Origin of the sequence: Streptomyces sp. 2-1 (assembly GCF_048564895.1) — a bacterium.
Taxonomy (GTDB): domain Bacteria; phylum Actinomycetota; class Actinomycetes; order Streptomycetales; family Streptomycetaceae; genus Streptomyces; species Streptomyces phaeochromogenes.
The window spans coordinates 4,254,767-4,271,438 of the sequence record NZ_CP183383.1; the positions used below are offsets into that span (position 1 = coordinate 4,254,767).

The window sequence follows — 16,672 nt, forward strand, 5'->3', positions numbered from 1 at the left end:
CGCATCTTTCAGGGGCGCGAGGAACCGCGCACCCCAGCCCCCACAAACCCCACCCCCCATCATCACGATCCGATCTCAGACACTTGTTAACTTCCGTGTAATCGATTCCAATCCTCCCTGTAGGCGCATGTAATCGATTCCACAAGGAGGTGGAGCGTCGATGGCGAGCATCAAGGACGTCGCCGCCGCGGCAGGCGTATCCGTCGCCACGGTCTCGCGCGTCCTGAACGACCACCCCTCGGTCAGCCCCGCGGCACGCGCAACCGTGCTGGCGGCCGTCGAGACGCTGGGCTACCGCCCGAACGCCGTCGCCCGCTCCCTGCGCACGGACCAGACCCGCACCCTCGGCCTGGTCATCAGTGACGTGCTCAACCCGTACTTCACCGAACTGGCCCGCTCCGTCGAGGAGGAGGCCCGCGCCCTCGGCTACAGCGTGATCATCGGAAACGCCGACGAGCGGCCCGAGCTGCAGGACCACCACGTCCGTACGCTCCTGGACCGCCGTATCGACGGCCTCCTGGTCTCCCCCACGGACGGCGGCTCCCCGCTGATGCTGGACGCCGCCCGCGCGGGCACCGCGATGGTCTTCGTGGACCGCTGGATCCCGGGCATGGACGTGCCCGTCGTCCGCGCGGACGGCCGCACCGCCATCCACGACCTGGTCACCCACCTGCACACCCTCGGCCACCGCAGGCTCGCCATCATCGCGGGCCCGGCGGCCACCACGACCGGCAGCGAGCGCGTCGACGCCTTCCGGGAGGCCCTCCAGGAGTACGGGCTCCCGCTGCCCGACGCCTACATAGGGCAGGGCGACTTCCAGGCGGCCAGCGGACGCCGGGTCACCGAGGAGTTCCTCGACCTCCCCGAACCGCCCGAGGTCGTCTTCGCGGCCGACAACCTGATGGCCCTGGGCGCCCTGGACGCCATCCGCGCGCGCGGGATGCGGGTTCCCGACGACATCGCGCTCGCGGCGTTCGACGACATCGCCTGGTTCGTGCACACCGATCCGCCGATCACGGCGATCGCCCAGCCCACCCCCGAGCTGGGCCGCGCCGCCGTACGCGCCCTCGTCGACCGCATCGAGGGCCGACCCCCGCAGTCCGTCACGCTCCCCGCCCGTCTGGTCGTCCGCCGCTCGTGCGGCGAGTCGCTCGGCGAATCCCGCGGCGAGTCGCGCGGCGAGCCCCTGTCCCCGCAACCCTCTCCGCACTCGTCCCCGCAAAGGAGCAACACGTGAGCAGTCCCGACGAGTTGCTGCGTATCGAAGGCATACGCAAGACCTTCCCCGGTGTGGTCGCGCTCGACAGCGTCGACTTCGATCTGCGCCGCGGTGAGGTGCACGTGCTGCTCGGTGAGAACGGCGCCGGCAAGAGCACGCTCATCAAGATGCTGTCCGGCGCCTACCGGCCCGACGCCGGGAAGATCGTGGTCGACGGCAAGAAGGTCCGTATCCATGGTGCGCAGGACGCCGAGCGCCTCGGGATCGCGACCATCTACCAGGAGTTCAACCTGGTCCCCGATCTGACGGTCGCCGAGAACATCTTCCTGGGCCGCCAGCCGCGTCGCTTCGGGCTGATCGACCGGAAGACGATGGAGGCCGACGCCGCCGAGCTGCTTGAGCGGGTCGGCGTGAACGTGTCCCCGCGCGCGCGGGTGCGTGAACTCGGTATCGCCCGTCTCCAGATGGTCGAGATCGCCAAGGCGCTGAGCCTGGACGCCCGCGTCCTGATCATGGACGAGCCGACCGCGGTGCTCACCTCCGGAGAGGTCGAAAAACTCTTCCGGATCGTGCGGCAGCTGCGCGAGGACGGCGTCGGCGTCGTCTTCATCACGCACCACCTGGAGGAGATCGCCGCCCTGGGGGATCGCGTCACGGTCCTGAGGGACGGCCGGAGCATCGGCCAGGTGCCCGCGTCCACGCCCGAGGACGAGCTCGTACGCCTCATGGTGGGCCGCTCCATCGAGCTGCAGTACCCGCGCGAACGGGCCGACACCGGGACCGCGTTGCTCACCGTGGAGGGGCTCACCAAGGACGGTGTGTTCCACGACGTGAGTTTCGAGGTGCGGGCCGGTGAGGTCGTCGGCATCGCGGGGCTCGTCGGAGCGGGACGCACCGAGGTCGTACGGGCCGTCTTCGGGGCGGATCCCTACGACAAAGGGTCGGTGGCCGTGGCCGGCGAGCAGTTGCCGCGCCACGACGTGAGCGCGGCCATGACCGCGGGCATCGGGCTCGTCCCCGAGGACCGCAAGGGCCAGGGCCTCCTCCTCGACGCCTCCGTCGAGGAGAACCTCGGGCTCGTCACGCTGCGGGCGGCGACCCGCGGCGGGCTCGTCGACCTCAAGGGGCAGCGGACGGCCGCCGCGAGGATCGCCGAGCAGCTCGGCGTACGGATGGCCGGGCTCGGCCAGCACGTGCGCACGCTCTCCGGCGGCAACCAGCAGAAGGTCGTCATCGGCAAGTGGCTGCTCGCCGACACCAAGGTGCTGATCCTCGACGAGCCGACGCGCGGTATCGACGTCGGCGCCAAGGTCGAGATCTACCAGCTGATCAACGAACTCACCGCCGCCGGCCATGCCGTCCTGATGATCTCCAGCGATCTGCCCGAGGTGCTCGGTATGAGCGACCGGGTGCTGGTGATGGCCCAGGGCCGGATCGCCGGTGAACTCACCGCCGACGAGGCGACCCAGGACTCCGTGATGGCACTCGCCGTCAGCTCACCCACGACACCTACGACACCCCCTACGACCGTTACCACCGACTCCGTTACCGCTGTGGAGGGCCCCGATGGCCACTGACACGCTCAAGAGCACACCGGGCGCGAGTGGCGCCTCGGGCGGCCTGCGCCGGCTCCTGCTCGACAACGGCGCGCTCACCGCGCTGATCATTCTCGTCATCGCGATGTCGGCCCTGTCGGGCGACTTCCTGACGACGGACAACCTGCTGAACATCGGCGTCCAGGCGGCCGTGACGGCCATCCTCGCCTTCGGTGTGACCTTCGTGATCGTCTCGGCGGGCATCGACCTGTCGGTCGGTTCCGTCGCCGCCCTGTCCGCCACCGTCCTTGCCTGGTCGGCGACTTCGGAGGGCGTACCGGTCTGGATCGCGGTGATCCTCGCGATCGCCACCGGCATAGCCTGCGGCCTGGTCAACGGCGTCCTGATCTCGTACGGGAAGCTGCCGCCGTTCATCGCGACGCTCGCCATGCTGTCGGTGGGCCGCGGTCTGTCGCTGGTGATCTCGCAGGGCAGCCCGATCGCGTTCCCCGAGTCCGTCTCGCACCTCGGTGACACGCTGGGCGGCTGGCTGCCGGTGCCGGTCCTCGTGATGATCGTCATGGGGCTGATCACGGCCCTGATCCTGGGGCGTACGTACATCGGGCGTTCCATGTACGCGATCGGAGGCAACGAGGAGGCGGCCCGCCTCTCCGGTCTGCGGGTGAAGAAGCAGAAGCTCGTCATCTACGCGCTGTCCGGCCTCTTCGCCGCCGCCGCGGGCATCGTGCTCGCCTCGCGGCTCTCCTCCGCGCAGCCGCAGGCCGCGCAGGGCTACGAGCTGGACGCGATCGCCGCGGTCGTCATCGGCGGCGCCTCCCTGGCGGGCGGTACGGGCAAGGCGTCCGGGACGCTGATCGGCGCGCTGATCCTCGCGGTGCTGCGCAACGGCCTCAACCTCCTCTCCGTGTCGGCGTTCTGGCAGCAGGTCGTCATCGGTGTGGTCATCGCGCTGGCGGTGCTCCTCGACACCGTGCGGCGCAAGGCGGGGGCGACTCCGGTCACCGCCGGTGCCGGGGGCTCGTCGGGTCTCAAGGGGCCACAGGCCGTCAAGTACGGGCTCGCCGTGGTCCTCGTGGCCGCGATCGTGGGCGGGCTGTCTCTCTTCAACAACGGCTCGTCCTCGTCGAACCCGAAGGTCGGCCTGTCCCTCTCCACGCTGAACAACCCCTTCTTCGTACAGATCAAGGAAGGTGCGCAGGCGGAGGCGAAGAGGCTCGGCGCGGACCTGACCGTCACGGACGCGCAGAACGACGCCTCGCAGCAGGCCAACCAGCTGCAGAACTTCACCAGCGAGGGCGTCGACTCGATCATCGTCAACCCGGTGGACTCGGACGCGGCGGGCCCGTCGGTGCGCTCCGCGAACAAGTCCGACATCCCTGTCGTCGGCGTCGACCGTGGCGTCAACAAGGCGGAGACGGCCGCGCTCGTGGCCTCCGACAACGTCGAGGGCGGCAAGCTGGGCGCCAAGGCGCTCGCCGAGAAGCTGGGCGGCAAGGGCAAGATCGTCATCCTCCAGGGTCTGGCCGGTACGTCCGCGAGCCGTGAGCGCGGCGCGGGCTTCGCGGAGGGCCTGAAGGCCTACCCGGGCATCGACGTCGTCGCCAAGCAGCCGGCCGACTTCGACCGCACCAAGGGCCTCGACGTGATGACGAACCTGCTCCAGGCCCACCCGGACGTCCAGGGCGTCTTCGCGGAGAACGACGAGATGGCGCTCGGCGCAGTCAAGGCGCTCGGCTCCAAGGCCGGGAAGTCCGTCCAGGTCATCGGTTTCGACGGCACGCCCGACGGTCTGAAGGCTGTCAAGGAGGGCACGATGTACGCCTCCGTGGCACAGCAGCCGAAGGAACTCGGCAGGATCGCGGTGGAGAACGCGCTGCGGGCGGCCGACGACAAGGAGGTCGAGAAGACGGTGAAGGTTCCGGTGAAGGTGGTCACGGCGAAGAACGTGGACGAGTTCACCGGCTGACCCCGACCGATGTCGCGGGGCGGGTGCACGGCTGCTGCCGTCCACCCGCCCTCAACTCACCCCCACAGGGAGACTGTTCATGTACGACTACGACCTGCTGGTCGTGGGATCGGCCAACGCCGACCTCGTCATCGGTGTCGAGCGGCGGCCGGGCGCAGGGGAGACCGTCCTCGGCTCCGACCTGGCCCTCCACCCGGGCGGCAAGGGCGCCAACCAGGCGGTCGCCGCCGCCCGGCTCGGGGCGCGTACGGGGTTGCTGGCCCGGGTCGGCGACGACGCGCACGGCCGGCTGCTGCTCGACTCGCAGCGGGCGGCCGGGGTCGACACGGCCGGGGTCCTCGTCGGCGGGGCGCCCACCGGGGTCGCGCTGATCACGGTGGACCCGTCCGGCGACAACAGCATCGTCGTGTCGCCCGGCGCGAACGGCCGCCTCACCCCGGCCGACGTCCACGCGGCCTCGGCCCTGCTCGCGGCCTCCCGGGTGGTCTCGGCCCAGCTGGAGATCCCCCTGGAGACGGTCGTGGAGGTCGTACGCGGTCTGCCGTCCGGCACCCGTTTCGTACTGAACCCGTCCCCGCCCCGGGAGCTGCCCGAGGAGGTGCTCGCGGCCTGCGACCCGCTGATCGTGAACGAGCACGAGGCGCGGGTGGTGCTCGGCGCCGACGCGGGCGCGACGCCCGAGGAGTGGGCCCAGGCGCTGCTCGCCCTCGGTCCGCGCTCGGTGGTCGTCACCCTGGGCGAGGAGGGCGCGCTCGTCGCGGACGCCTCCGGTACGGCCCGGGTGCCGTCCGTGAAGGTGAACGCCGTGGACACGACCGGCGCGGGCGACTCCTTCACCGCGGCGCTGGCCTGGCGCCTCGGCGCCGGGGAGTCCCTAGCGGACTCGGCGGCGTACGCGGCCCGCGTGGGCGCCGTCGCCGTCACCCGCGAGGGCGCGCAGGCGTCCTTCCCCACCGCCGAAGAGGTCGCCGCACTGTGAAGAAGGCCGGAATACTGAACCGTCATCTCGCGGGCGCGATAGCCGAGCTGGGTCACGGCGACGGCGTACTGATCTGCGACGCGGGCATGCCCATCCCGGCCGGGCCGAGGGTGGTGGACCTGGCTTTCCGTGCCGGGGTGCCGTCCTTCGAGGAGGTCCTGGAGGGCCTGCTGGACGAGCTGGTCGTGGAGAGTGCCACGGCGGCGAAGGAGGTACGGGAGGCGAACCCGGAAGCGGCCGCGCTGCTGGCCGACCGCTTCCCCTACGCGCTGACCCATGTCTCCCACGAGGACCTGAAGATCCTCTCGGCGAACGCCCGTCTGATCGTGCGGACCGGCGAGGCCCGCCCGTACGCGAATGTGCTGCTGCACTGCGGGGTCTTCTTCTAGGCCCCGGGGCACGCACGAGTGCCCGGACAAGCTTCGAGGGGGCCCGGTCCGTCGACCGGGCCCCCTCGGTTTCCCCTCCCCCAAACCAGAACCCCCGCGATCCCCCCGGATCCCCCTCCAGAAGTCCTGATGCCAAGTACGACCCACGGAGTGCGGGGAGGGTTGCACGGTCTCTTGAGATTTTTTTGAGGTCCGTTTCGGTGGCTCAGTCGGCCTCGGCGCGGACCCGGTCGGCGATGCCCAGGGTCAGCTTCTCCGCCTGGTCCTCAAGGTTCCACTTGCCGTCCTGGTAGGCGTGGTTGCTCACCCAGTAGACGAGGACGCCGTCGCGCAGCGACCTCGTGAGGACCGCCAGCGACCAGTCGTTGCCGCCGTCGTGCCAGACGACCCGGCCTTCGGGGCTCTCACGGACGGCCCAGCCGTATCCGTACCAGCCGTCGTCGGAGTCGGGCACCCGCACGCGGGGCGCGAACAGCTTCTCCCTGGCCCGTTCCGGCAGGATCTCGTCGCCCGACAGGGCCCGGTGCCAGCGGAACATGTCCTCGGCGGTGGAGAGCATTCCGCCGTTGCCGCGCAGGTTCCAGTACGGCCCGTCGGCGGCCCAGGGATGGTCGAGGGGCCTGCCCTTGCTGCGCCCCTTGCTGTCGTACTCCACCGCGACCAGGTGCCGCGGCCAGCGAGGCAGTACGTATCCGGTCCGCTCCATCCCCGCCGGGCCGAACAGGTGCCGGGCGAGGAACGGCTCGTAGCCCTGCCCGGACGCCTTCTCGACGATCGCGGCGAGCAGGCTGTAGCCGGTGTTGGAGTAGTGGAACTCCTTCCCAGGGGCCGACTGCGGCTTCGACGCCAGGGCCTGCCGCACCATCTCGTCGCGGGAGACCGGGTCGTAGTCGTCGCCGAGCCCCTCGACCAGGCCCGAGGTGTGCGTGAGCAACTGCTCGATGGTGATGTCCTGTTTGTCCTCGGGGACCGGGCCGAGGAACCGGCTGATCCGGTCGCCGACCTTCAGCCGTCCCATCACCTCCAGCTTCAGGATCGCGGCGGCGGTGAACTGCTTGGTGATCGACATGACGTCGTAGACCGTGCGGCAGCTCGCGGGGGTGCCGGCCGCGCGGTCCGCCGTCCCGAAGCCTCCGCAGTACACGAGTTCGTCGCCACGTGCGGCGATCACGGTCCCGCCCGGACCGGCGGGAATGGTCCGGCGGAGGAAGTCGGCGACCGACTCCCCGTCGCGCGCCTTCGCGGCGGACCCGGCGGCCGACCGCTCCTCGGCGGGTTCCTTGGCTCGCTCCCTGGCGCGCTCCTTGGCGGGCCCGGCGGCGCGCTCTTCGGCGCACGCGCCCAGCGTCAGCAGAGCCGCAAGTGCGGTGACGGCGGCGGCAGTACGGCGGCAGCGGAGCTGACCCATATGACCTATGACCTCCAACATCGGGAATCCGCACCGAGGTTGACCGCCGCCGTCGCCGTTCCTCAAGCTGTCAGGGTGTTCGAGCTTGTGCGAACCCGTGTACGTCCAGCTCACCAGGGGGGACCACCGTCATGACCACCGCACCGCCCAGCCCGCCCGACACCGACGCCGCCGCCTTCGTGGCGGGGCTTCGGCGCCTCAAGGCGTGGTCGGGCCTCAGCTATCGCCGCCTGGAGCGTCAGGCGGCGGAGGCGGGCCACTCCCTGCCGTACTCCACGGCGGCGAGCATGCTCGGCCGTGAACGGCTGCCCCGCGAGGAGTTGGTCGCCGCGTTCGTCGCGGCGTGCGGGATTCGGGGCGCCGAGGCGGAGGCGTGGCTGGACGCCCGCACCGACATCGCGTGCGGGCCCGTACCGGAGGACGCCACGCCTGCCCCCGTACCCGCGGTCGTCGCGCCCTTGAACACCGCGCCCTTGAACCCCGCACCGGCGCGCACCAGGCCCTGGCGGCCACGCTGGACCCTCGTCGCCGCGGCGGCGCTCGTCACCGCGCTCCTCGGCGGGGTGACGGCGTCCGGCGTCTTCACCGACGACGAAGAGGTGCACGAGACGCGGACGTCGGTCCGCCTGTGATTCCTCGGACGGGATCACCCTTTGCGGGCCCCGGCTGCAGGCTGACGGGCCCGGCAGACAGTGGAATCCACCGAGGCCGTCCAGCCGATGTCGTTGACGGCGACTGGTGAGGAACGGTCATGGTCCCGTCACACTCTCCGCGCGGAGCGGTCATGGACCGCTGCGAGCCTCCTGCGTGACCCCGCGACAGGTCCGGGGAGAAGGAGAGGCACAACATGTCCTTGCAGAAGAAGAGGAACCCTTCCATGCAGAAAACCGCAAGCAAGCTCCGCCTCGCCACGGCCGCGTTCAGCGCTGTACTCCTCGCGGGCACGGCGCTCACCGGAAGCGCCCACGCCGCGCCCGAGGGGAGAGCCGCCGCGGAGATGGGGGTCAAGGCCTGCGGCTACTACGAGACGCAGACAGACGCGTACTACGGACACTGCGGCAGCACCTGGGTCAAGATCCAGGTCGACATCGACTGGTGGCCGACCGACATCAAGAGGTGCGTCCCGCCGGGCGAGACCCATCTCGGCACGACCGACGGGATCGACAACGCATGGGCCATCCCGGGCACCTGCGGCTAGCCGCCCGAGCTCCTCGACCCCGTGCCGCCCGGTTCGGCCGGGGCCCAGGTCGGACCCGTGGAGGCTTCCTTCGGGTCCGGCTCGTTGAGGAGGAGGCCCCAGGTGTCGTCGTCGCCGATGCGCGCGGTGATCTCCTTGGTCTGCCGGGACTTCGCGAAGTAGAGCACCACGGTCTGGCGGGTGGAGCCCTCGTCGTAGAAGTCCGCGGTGACCTCGCCCTTGGCGGCCTTGCCGAAGGACTCGACCCAGTTGCGGGCGGTCTTCTCGGCGGGGCCGTCCTCCACGGACAGGTCCGCGAGCGCGTCGGTGTCACCGTCGGCGAGCCGCCAGACGGCCTCCTGGACCACGCCGAGGCTGCCCGTGGAGGGGTAGCCGACGACGTGCAGCGGCTCGTGGCCGGTGTAGTCGGTCTGGTAGGCCGACGTGCTGTCGTCGGACGAGCAGGCCGTCACGGTCAGCAGGGCACCCGCGGTCAGTGCGCACCCCAGCAGGGTTCGCCTCATGATCAGCTCCTCGACTTCGGGCGGAGGATGACCACGCGCTCGATGTAGTTGGCCTTGTTGCGGTAGCGGGCGATCGCGGCGCTCAGCGTGGTCTTGCTGACCCCGCCGTGCTGGCGGAGCTGCAGGTCACGGCCGTTGTTGCCGACGACGACCGCCGCGTGGTTGTACACCCTCTCCTTCTTCCACTTGAACAGGACGATGTCTCCGGGCCGCGCGTTCCGCTTCGAGACCGACGGGGCCTTGCGGTACTTGGTCATGTGGCGGCGGAAGTTCTCGGTGCCCGACCAGGTGTAGCTCTTGTTCTTGATCGAACCGAAGAGGTAGTACTGCTGCCACCAGGCCCGGTCGTGCTTGCGGCCGCCCATGCGGGTCTTCATCTTGCCGCCGTAGTAGAGGGCCTTGGACACGAAGTTGGTGCAGTCCTGGCCGTACTCCCACTTGGTGCCGATGTTCTTCGAGGCCCACTTGGCGGTGCCGGACCCGGAGACCGCGGCGCGCAGGGCGATCGCCCGCTGGACCGTGCCGGTCTCCTCCGCGGGGAAGCCGTCCGCGTCGAGCGCGATCGGCTCGTCGGGCACGTCGTCGGCGTCCTGGCCCTCGGCCGGTGCCACGTCGAGGCCCTGCCAGGTGGACGCGGACTCCGTGAGGACCGTCTCTGCGGCGGGCGCGTCGGCTTCGAGGTGCAGGATCGGGGCGCCGCCGTTGGTGCTGAAGGTGAAGCGCTGCTCCTGGCGGCCCTCGTCGGCCTCGCCCGTCGGGTCGTCCGCACCCTGCTTGAGGACGGCCTTCTCGTCGACCGCCGCCCGCAGGAACACACGGCCACTGTCGTCGGTGCCGACGAGCACGTCGGAGAGTGCCGCGGTGGCATCCGTGTACGTGCTCCCGTGCCGGGCCAGCGCCTCGCGGCTCTCGACCAGTCCGGGCGCCTGGGCCTTCAGCAGGTCCTGGAAGGACGCGGCACGGGGGCTCGCGGCCAGGGCGGCCGTGACGGTGGCGTGCTTGCCGGTGAGGAGTCCGGCCCGCGCGTCGAGGTACTGGCGCACGATCTCCCGGTAGGTAGCCGATCCGGCCGGGACGGCTGCGGTGGTCACCGCGTCGGCTCCGGCGGCGGCCGGGCTCGTGCCGTGTGCCGTACGGGCCGTCACCGCGACGCGGTACGCGGTCCCGTTGACGAGGCCGCCCACGACGGCGCGCGGTTCGGCACTCGTGACCCGCGCGGCCTCGCTGCCGTCGGCCTTCGTCACGACGACCGTGTACTCCGGTTCGTCCCCCGCCGAGCCGTTGTCCTGCGGCGCGTTCCAGGTGGCCAGCAGACCGGCGTCGCCGGGGGTGACCCGTACGTCCTGGGGAGCGCCCGGCGCGGTCGGCGCCACGTAGTCGATCTCCAGCTTCGGGCGCAGCGCGGTGTCCGTCGCCCGGGCCGAGTGGTAGGCGGCGGTGGAGGCGCGTTCGGCGGCGGGCAGGCGCACGGCCAGGCCCTCGCCGGACTCCTGCTCCAGCCAGGACTGGACGACCGGGGCGAGATCCTGGTCGGCCAGGGGTGCCGCGTCGGCGAAGGGGGCCTCGTCGAGCGCGGCGAGCAGTTCGCCGCCCTTCTGCGTGGGCGTCCAGGGGTCGAGGAGGTCGTACACCTCGACCGGCCGCGGTGCCCCGGACTGCGTGGGGCTGAGGACGAGCCGTGCCTTGGTGATCCGGGCGCCGGCGGGCAGCTTTGTGAGGTCGGGCCTGAGCCAGGCGGCGCGTTCGCCGTCGGCCCCGCCTAGCGTCAGCCTCGCGTCACGGACGGCCGGGCAGGCGCCGCCCTCGGGGCAGGCCTTGCCGCCGACGGGCACGGTGGCGTCGTCGAGCGTGGCGCCGGTCAGGGTGAGCGAACGGGTCTGCGGTGCCTTGGGATCCGTACCGGACTGTGCGGTGAACTCCTGTTCGTAGGACCAGGCGGAGCAGCCGAGGTCGGTGCAGGCGCGCATCGCCCAGCGGTACGCCGTGCCGTCTTTCAGCACGCCGTCGGGGACCTGGGCCGCCGCGCGGCGCCCGCTGTCGACCCACGCTTCCGGCACGGTCACTCCGGACAGCGGCTTGCCGTCCTCGTCGCGCAGGATGAACTCGGCCCGTACACGGCCCTGTGCGGGGCTCGTCACGAGGCCCGACAGGAGCGGGGTGAGCGTCTTGACGGCGCCGGACTCCAGGGCCTGCGGCATGTCGGGCGGGCCGCTGGGCCGGCCGGCGGTGGAGACCGTGAACGTGCTCCACTCCGACCAGGCGGTGTTGAAGTGGGTGCCGTCGTAGGGGCTCGTACGGAAGCGGTAGGTCGTGCCGTCCTTCAGCAGTCCGTCCGGCAGGGTCACCGCGGCGGCCCGCCCGGACTCGACGAAGGGCGAGACGAGGAGGTTGCCCACCCGCTTGCCGGAGGCCGCCTCGACGATCTCGAACGTGCCGTTGATCCGGTCGCCGTCCTTGTCGGAGAACGTGTCGCGCAGGGTCGGCGTGGTCGTGTTGACCTGCCAGGTACCCGAGGCGTCGGCGGTGAACGGCGGACCCGCCTGCCGGTTGTTCCCGGACCGCGGACGGAAGTTGTACGTCACGGTCAGCTTGGGCGGATTGGCCGTCGCGTTGGCCGAGTTGACGCGCTTCCACTGGCCGACCGCGGACTCGTCGGCGGCCCGCAGGCCCATGGTGGAGCGCGGTGCCTTCTCCGAGGCCCAGGTCTGCGCGAGGTCGGTGACGTCGGCGGTGATCCAGCCGTCGTCGCCGCAGGCCGGGTTGCCCTTGGTCTCGGTCGCGGTCGCGTACCTGGTGTGCATCGCGGGCCGGTTGGTCCAGCGGCTGGCCGTGGTGGCCGCGTCGGCCGACCACACCTCCCACGCGTTCGGCCTGCAGTCGGTGTTCGCCGAGTGGAAGTTCCACAGGCTCACCTTGGCGCTGCTCACCAGGGCGTCCGCGATCGGCGCGGTGCCCCAGGTGATGTACGACTGGGCGGTGCGCGGCGTCCCGTTGGCGTTCTTGGTGCCCGGGTTGCCGAAGTCCAGCTCGGTGTCGGTGGACCAGTCGCGGGTCTCGCCCTGCTGGACGTACGTGTCGAAGAGGTTGCCGAGCGCGGAGGTCGAGGGGTCCACGGTCACCGGGTAGCGCGTCTTCGGGTCGGCGAGGAAGCGGGCGTCCGGGGTCACGACCAGGTCGAGCGAGGCGCCCTTCTGGACGACCTTCATCGCGACCGGCACCCGGCGGGTGTGCTCGCCGGACCGCTGGTCGACGGTCGAGTCCCACATCACGGGGGCGGGCATCACGGCCCGCCGCTCGCCGGTCCTGCGGTCGGTGAACACGACGCTGCCGTCGGCCTGTTGCTTGGCTCGCAGGCCCTTGGCGCGCAGCGGAAGGGTGTAGCCGTAGGCGCCCTCGGCGGGGCGCTTCTTGATCTCGACGTACTGCTCGAAGCCGGTCCTCGTCGCCTCGACGATCACGTCGGCGCCCGGGACGGCCTCCGGGTACTCGGCGCGGTTGCCGTCGAGCCGGGGCCTCGGCAGTCCGCCCTTCCACTGGAGGGTGACGCGCTGGTCGCCCTCGCCGAGCGTGACGAGGTCGCGGGCCTTGGCCGTGCGGGACTCGGCGAGCGAGTCGGCCGGGTCGCCGCCCCTGCCCGCGAGGGTCAGGTCGGCGGGATGGGCCTTGGCGGCGACCGTGCCGTCGGCGCGGCGCGTGAGGTCGGTGTCGACGGCGACCCACTTGCCGTTCCGCTCGAACCGGACGGGTCCCGCGGTGAGTTCGGTGGTCAGCGAGCCGTTCTCGTGCACCCACGTGGTGGTGGTCCCGGTGCGCTCGGACAGCGCCTCCACGCGGGCGCCGGTTCTTCGGGCCTCGGCGCGGGCGGACGGTACGTCGGCCGCCTGGCGTGCGGCGGGAGTCGATGCCTCGGCGGGCGCCGGCGCCTGCGTCGCGGACACCGGGGCGGCGGGCAGCAGGGTGGCCGTGAAGACCAGTCCCGTCAGGCCCGCCGCGCGGCGTATGGCTATGTGCATGTGTGTGTTCGGCCTTCGGTCAATATCGGGCAATGCGACGACAGAGCCTAGGAGGAGGGGCAGAGCGTCACATGCCGACCAGCGACCGTATTAGCCGTGTTTAGCCATGTATGAGGTGGGTGACATTGATCATCGGGCGCGACGGAACGCCGACGGGCGAAATCCCGTCGGCGTTCCGTGTTCCGTTCTTCAGGCTGTTGTCGCGCCTGCTGCTCGGCTGGTCTTCAGGCCGCGTGTTCCACGAACCGTGCGGCGGTCTCGGCGAGGACCTCGCGGCCGTCCCTGGCCCACAGCCCGTCGTTGAACAGCTCGACCTCGATCGGTCCGGTGTAACCGGCCGCCTCGACGTACGCCTTCCACTCGCGCATGTCGATCGAGCCGTCGCCGATCTGGCCCCGGCCGTTCAGGACGCCCTCGGGCAACGGGGTTGTCCAGTCGGCGAGTTGGAAGGTGTGGATGCGGTCGCCGGCACCGGCGCGGGCGATCTGCGCGGGCGCCTGGTCGTCCCACCAGATGTGGTACGTGTCGACCGCGACGCCGACCTGGTTCGCGGGGAAGCGTTCCGCGAGGTCGAGGGCCTGGGTGAGGGTCGAGACCACGCAGCGGTCGGAGGCGTACATCGGGTGGAGCGGCTCGATGGCCAGCCGGACGCCGTTGGCGGCCGCGTACGGGCCCAACTCGCCCAGCGCGTCCGCGATGCGCTCCCGCGCCCCGTGGAGGTCCTTCGAGCCCGCCGGGAGGCCGCCCGAGACGAGGACGAGGGTGTCCGTGCCCAGGGTGGCGGCCTCGTCGATGGCGCGGCGGTTGTCGGCCAGGGCCTCGGCCCGCTCGGCCGGGTCGATGGCCGTGAAGAAGCCGCCGCGGCAGAGGGTGGTGACAGCCAGACCGGCGTCGCGGACCAGCTTGGCCGTCTCCTCCAGGCCGTACGTCTCGACCGGCGCCCGCCACAGGCCGACGCCCGGGACGCCCAACTCCAGGCAGGTGTCGACCAGTTCGGGCATCAACAGCTGCTTGACCGTCATCTGGTTGATGGAGAAGCGGGAGAGGTCGCCGAGGGGGCTCGTGCTCACTGGTTCACTCCGTACAGGGAGAGCAGGTTCTTCATGCGGGCCGCCGCGAGCGCCGGGTCCGGGAACAGGCCCAGGCCGTCGGCGAGTTCGTACGCGCGGGCGAAGTGCGGGAGCGAGCGGGACGACTGGAGGCCGCCGACCATCGTGAAGTGCTCCTGGTGGCCCGCGAGCCAGGCGAGGAAGACCACGCCCGTCTTGTAGAAGCGGGTCGGGGTCTGGAAGAGGTGGCGGGACAACTCGACGGTGGGGTCGAGGAGTTCACGGAAGCCGCCCGTGTCGCCGGTGTCGAGGACGCGTACGGCCTCGGCGGCCAGGGGGCCCAGCGGGTCGAAGATGCCGAGCAGGGCGTGGCTGAAGCCCTGGTCGTCGCCCGCGATCAGCTCGGGGTAGTTGAAGTCGTCGCCGGTGTAGCAGCGCACGCCGTCGGGCAGCTTGCGGCGCAGGTCGATCTCGCGCTGGGCGTCGAGGAGGGAGACCTTGATGCCGTCGACCTTGTCGGGGTGGGCGGCGATGACCTCCAGGAAGGTGCTGGTGGCGGCGTCGAGGTCGGTGCTGCCCCAGTAGCCCTCCAGGGCCGGGTCGAACATGGGGCCCAGCCAGTGCAGGACCACCGGCTCGGCGGCCTGGCGGAGCAGGTGGCCGTAGACCTCCAGATAGTCCTCGGGGCCCTTGGCGATGGCGGCCAGGGCACGGGAGGCCATGAGGATGGCCCGCGATCCGGACTCCTCGACGAGGGCCAGCTGCTCCTCGTACGCGGCCCGCACCTCGTCCAGGCTGTACGGGTAGCCGACCTCGGTGACCGACAGCTGGTCGGTGCCGACGCCGCAGGCGATCAGGCCGCCGACCGCCTTGGCCTCGGCGGACGAGCGGCGGATCAGCTCGGCCGCGCCCGCCCAGTCGAGCCCCATCCCGCGCTGGGCGGTGTCCATGGCCTCCGCGACGCCGAGCCCGTGGGACCACAGATGGCGGCGGAAGGCGAGGGTGGCGTCCCAGTCGACGGCGGCGGGCGAGTCGGGGGTGGTGTCGGCATACGGGTCGGCGACCACGTGGGCCGCCGAGTAGACCGTACGGGAGGTGAAGGGGGCGCCAGTGGTGAGGGGCAGGGGTTCGGTGCGTGGTGTGTAGGCGCGCAACACGCCGTTCGCGTCGGGGAGTTGGATCTGCCCGTTCGTCACAGTGCGATCTCCGGTACGTCGAAACGGCGGCCCTCGGCGGAGGACTTCAGGCCCAGTTCGGCGAGCTGGACGCCGCGGGCGCCGGCCAGCAGGTCCCAGTGGTAAGGCGCGTCGGCGTAGACGTGCTTGAGGAAGAGCTCCCACTGGGCCTTGAAGCCGTTGTCGAACTCGGCGTTGTCGGGGATCTCCTGCCACTGGTCGCGGAAGGAGTAGGTGGCCGGGATGTCGGGGTTCCAGACCGGCTTGGGGGTGGAACTGCGGTGCTGGACACGGCAGTTGCGCAGGCCCGCGACGGCCGAGCCCTCGGTGCCGTCGACCTGGAACTCGACGAGTTCGTCGCGGTTGACGCGGACGGCCCAGGAGGAGTTGATCTGGGCGATGGCCCCGCCGTCGAGTTCGAAGACTCCGTAGGCGGCGTCGTCGGCCGTGGCGTCGTACGGCTTGTCCTGCTCGTCCCAGCGCTGCGGGATGTGCGTGGCGGTCAGGGCCTGTACGGACTTCACGCGGCCGAACAGCTCGTGGAGGACGTACTCCCAGTGCGGGAACATGTCGACAACGATGCCACCGCCGTCCTCGGAGCGGTAATTCCAGGACGGGCGCTGGGCCGACTGCCAGTCGCCCTCGAACACCCAGTAGCCGAACTCTCCGCGGATGGAGAGGATGCGGCCGAAGAAGCCGCCGTCGATGAGCCGCTTCAGCTTGAGCAGGCCCGGGAGGAAGAGCTTGTCCTGGACCACGCCGTGCTTGATGCCGGCGGCGGTGGCCAGGCGGGCCAGCTCCAGGGCGCCGTCCAGGCCGGTCGCGGTCGGCTTCTCGGTGTAGATGTGCTTGCCCGCCGCGATCGCCTTCTTGATCGCCTCCTCGCGGGCCGAGGTGACCTGGGCGTCGAAGTAGATCTCGATCGTCGGGTCGGCGAGGACCGCGTCGACGTCCGTGGAGATGTTCTCCGGGTCCAGTCCGTGCTGCTCCGCGAGCGCCTTCAGGGCGTGCTCGCGGCGGCCGACGAGGACCGGCTCGGGCCACAGCACGGTGCCGTCGCCGAGGTCGAGACCGCCCTGTTCGCGCAGGGCGAGGATCGAGCGGACGAGGTGCTGGCGGTAGCCCATGCGTCCCGTCACACCGTTCATCGCGATGCGCACCGTCTTGCGTGTCACGTGATTCCCTTCGTACGCGTCCCGCGCCGCGTACGCCCCACA

At 71.1% G+C, this 16,672-nt stretch carries 13 protein-coding genes and 1 pseudogene; 7 read left to right on the top strand and 7 right to left on the bottom strand.

The annotated features are described in order from the left end of the window. Nucleotides 1-160: 160 nt before the first annotated feature. The 5 genes from ACN20J_RS18660 (at nucleotide 161) to rbsD (ending at nucleotide 6,109) form a co-directional block, all read left to right on the top strand. Nucleotides 161-1,237 (top strand): LacI family DNA-binding transcriptional regulator, encoded by a 1,077-nt coding sequence (locus tag ACN20J_RS18660; RefSeq protein ID WP_189837717.1) that lies wholly within the window; start codon nucleotides 161-163, stop codon nucleotides 1,235-1,237. After that, nucleotides 1,234-2,796, top strand: coding sequence for a sugar ABC transporter ATP-binding protein (locus tag ACN20J_RS18665; protein ID WP_246574988.1), 1,563 nt, complete (start codon nucleotides 1,234-1,236; stop codon nucleotides 2,794-2,796). The genes ACN20J_RS18660 and ACN20J_RS18665 overlap by 4 nt, the downstream gene beginning before the upstream one ends. Beyond that, nucleotides 2,786-4,741 (top strand): substrate-binding domain-containing protein, encoded by a 1,956-nt coding sequence (locus tag ACN20J_RS18670; protein ID WP_361887846.1) that lies wholly within the window; start codon nucleotides 2,786-2,788, stop codon nucleotides 4,739-4,741. The genes ACN20J_RS18665 and ACN20J_RS18670 overlap by 11 nt, the downstream gene beginning before the upstream one ends. Before the next feature lie 79 nt (nucleotides 4,742-4,820). Beyond that, the gene (locus ACN20J_RS18675) at nucleotides 4,821-5,720 is read left to right on the top strand and encodes a ribokinase (RefSeq protein WP_055615058.1); all 900 of its coding nucleotides are present in this window, start codon (nucleotides 4,821-4,823) and stop codon (nucleotides 5,718-5,720) included. Further along, on the top strand, nucleotides 5,717-6,109 hold the full coding sequence (gene rbsD / locus ACN20J_RS18680) for a D-ribose pyranase (RefSeq protein ID WP_361919603.1): 393 nt from the start codon (nucleotides 5,717-5,719) through the stop codon (nucleotides 6,107-6,109). Before ACN20J_RS18675 ends, rbsD begins: the two co-directional genes overlap by 4 nt. A 205-nt stretch (nucleotides 6,110-6,314) precedes the next feature. Here rbsD and ACN20J_RS18685 read toward each other — a convergent pair whose 3' ends face one another. Further along, nucleotides 6,315-7,517, bottom strand: coding sequence for a serine hydrolase domain-containing protein (locus tag ACN20J_RS18685; RefSeq protein WP_419666361.1), 1,203 nt, complete (start codon nucleotides 7,515-7,517; stop codon nucleotides 6,315-6,317). Between the two features lie 131 nt (nucleotides 7,518-7,648). Between ACN20J_RS18685 and ACN20J_RS18690 the strand changes: the two genes are divergently transcribed. Next, nucleotides 7,649-8,149: a hypothetical protein gene (locus ACN20J_RS18690; protein ID WP_419666362.1), complete on the top strand. Its 501-nt coding sequence runs from the start codon at nucleotides 7,649-7,651 to the stop codon at nucleotides 8,147-8,149. Between the two features lie 245 nt (nucleotides 8,150-8,394). After that, on the top strand, nucleotides 8,395-8,715 hold the full coding sequence (locus ACN20J_RS18695; protein WP_419666363.1) for a DUF6355 family natural product biosynthesis protein: 321 nt from the start codon (nucleotides 8,395-8,397) through the stop codon (nucleotides 8,713-8,715). Here ACN20J_RS18695 and ACN20J_RS18700 read toward each other — a convergent pair. The 6 genes and pseudogenes from ACN20J_RS18700 to ACN20J_RS18725 all read right to left on the bottom strand — a co-directional run bounded on the left by ACN20J_RS18700 (nucleotide 8,712) and on the right by ACN20J_RS18725 (nucleotide 16,630). After that, nucleotides 8,712-9,218, bottom strand: a complete 507-nt coding sequence (locus ACN20J_RS18700; protein ID WP_419666364.1) for a hypothetical protein — start codon at nucleotides 9,216-9,218, stop codon at nucleotides 8,712-8,714. The two genes, ACN20J_RS18695 and ACN20J_RS18700, sit on opposite strands and share 4 nt — an antisense overlap. 2 nt (nucleotides 9,219-9,220) lie before the next feature. Further along, the gene (locus tag ACN20J_RS18705; protein WP_419668907.1) at nucleotides 9,221-11,416 is read right to left on the bottom strand and encodes an amidase domain-containing protein; all 2,196 of its coding nucleotides are present in this window, start codon (nucleotides 11,414-11,416) and stop codon (nucleotides 9,221-9,223) included. Nucleotides 11,417-11,422: 6 nt separating this feature from the next. Next, nucleotides 11,423-13,225: pseudogene (locus tag ACN20J_RS18710) on the bottom strand (DNRLRE domain-containing protein); the annotation flags it as partial. Nucleotides 13,226-13,455: 230 nt separating this feature from the next. Further along, nucleotides 13,456-14,253 (bottom strand): sugar phosphate isomerase/epimerase family protein, encoded by a 798-nt coding sequence (locus ACN20J_RS18715; protein WP_419668908.1) that lies wholly within the window; start codon nucleotides 14,251-14,253, stop codon nucleotides 13,456-13,458. Between the two features lie 44 nt (nucleotides 14,254-14,297). Continuing rightward, entirely contained in the window at nucleotides 14,298-15,476 is a 1,179-nt protein-coding gene (locus ACN20J_RS18720; RefSeq protein ID WP_246574986.1) for a dihydrodipicolinate synthase family protein, read from the bottom strand. Next, complete coding sequence (locus tag ACN20J_RS18725; RefSeq protein WP_190227809.1) at nucleotides 15,473-16,630, bottom strand: Gfo/Idh/MocA family protein; 1,158 nt, start codon at nucleotides 16,628-16,630, stop codon at nucleotides 15,473-15,475. The genes ACN20J_RS18720 and ACN20J_RS18725 overlap by 4 nt, the downstream gene beginning before the upstream one ends. Nucleotides 16,631-16,672: the final 42 nt, after the last annotated feature.

Excerpts from the sequence above, each read along its gene's own strand:
- ACN20J_RS18660 (WP_189837717.1), top strand. The coding sequence starts at position 161 with ATGGCGAGCATCAAGGACGTCGCCGCCGCGGCAGGCGTATCCGTCGCC.
- ACN20J_RS18670 (WP_361887846.1), top strand. The coding sequence starts at position 2,786 with ATGGCCACTGACACGCTCAAGAGCACACCGGGCGCGAGTGGCGCCTCG.
- ACN20J_RS18675 (WP_055615058.1), top strand. The coding sequence starts at position 4,821 with ATGTACGACTACGACCTGCTGGTCGTGGGATCGGCCAACGCCGACCTC.
- ACN20J_RS18685 (WP_419666361.1), bottom strand. The coding sequence starts at position 7,517 with ATGGGTCAGCTCCGCTGCCGCCGTACTGCCGCCGCCGTCACCGCACTT.
- ACN20J_RS18690 (WP_419666362.1), top strand. The coding sequence starts at position 7,649 with ATGACCACCGCACCGCCCAGCCCGCCCGACACCGACGCCGCCGCCTTC.
- ACN20J_RS18695 (WP_419666363.1), top strand. The coding sequence starts at position 8,395 with ATGCAGAAAACCGCAAGCAAGCTCCGCCTCGCCACGGCCGCGTTCAGC.
- ACN20J_RS18700 (WP_419666364.1), bottom strand. The coding sequence starts at position 9,218 with ATGAGGCGAACCCTGCTGGGGTGCGCACTGACCGCGGGTGCCCTGCTG.
- ACN20J_RS18705 (WP_419668907.1), bottom strand. The coding sequence starts at position 11,416 with ATGCCGCAGGCCCTGGAGTCCGGCGCCGTCAAGACGCTCACCCCGCTC.
- ACN20J_RS18715 (WP_419668908.1), bottom strand. The coding sequence starts at position 14,253 with ATGACGGTCAAGCAGCTGTTGATGCCCGAACTGGTCGACACCTGCCTG.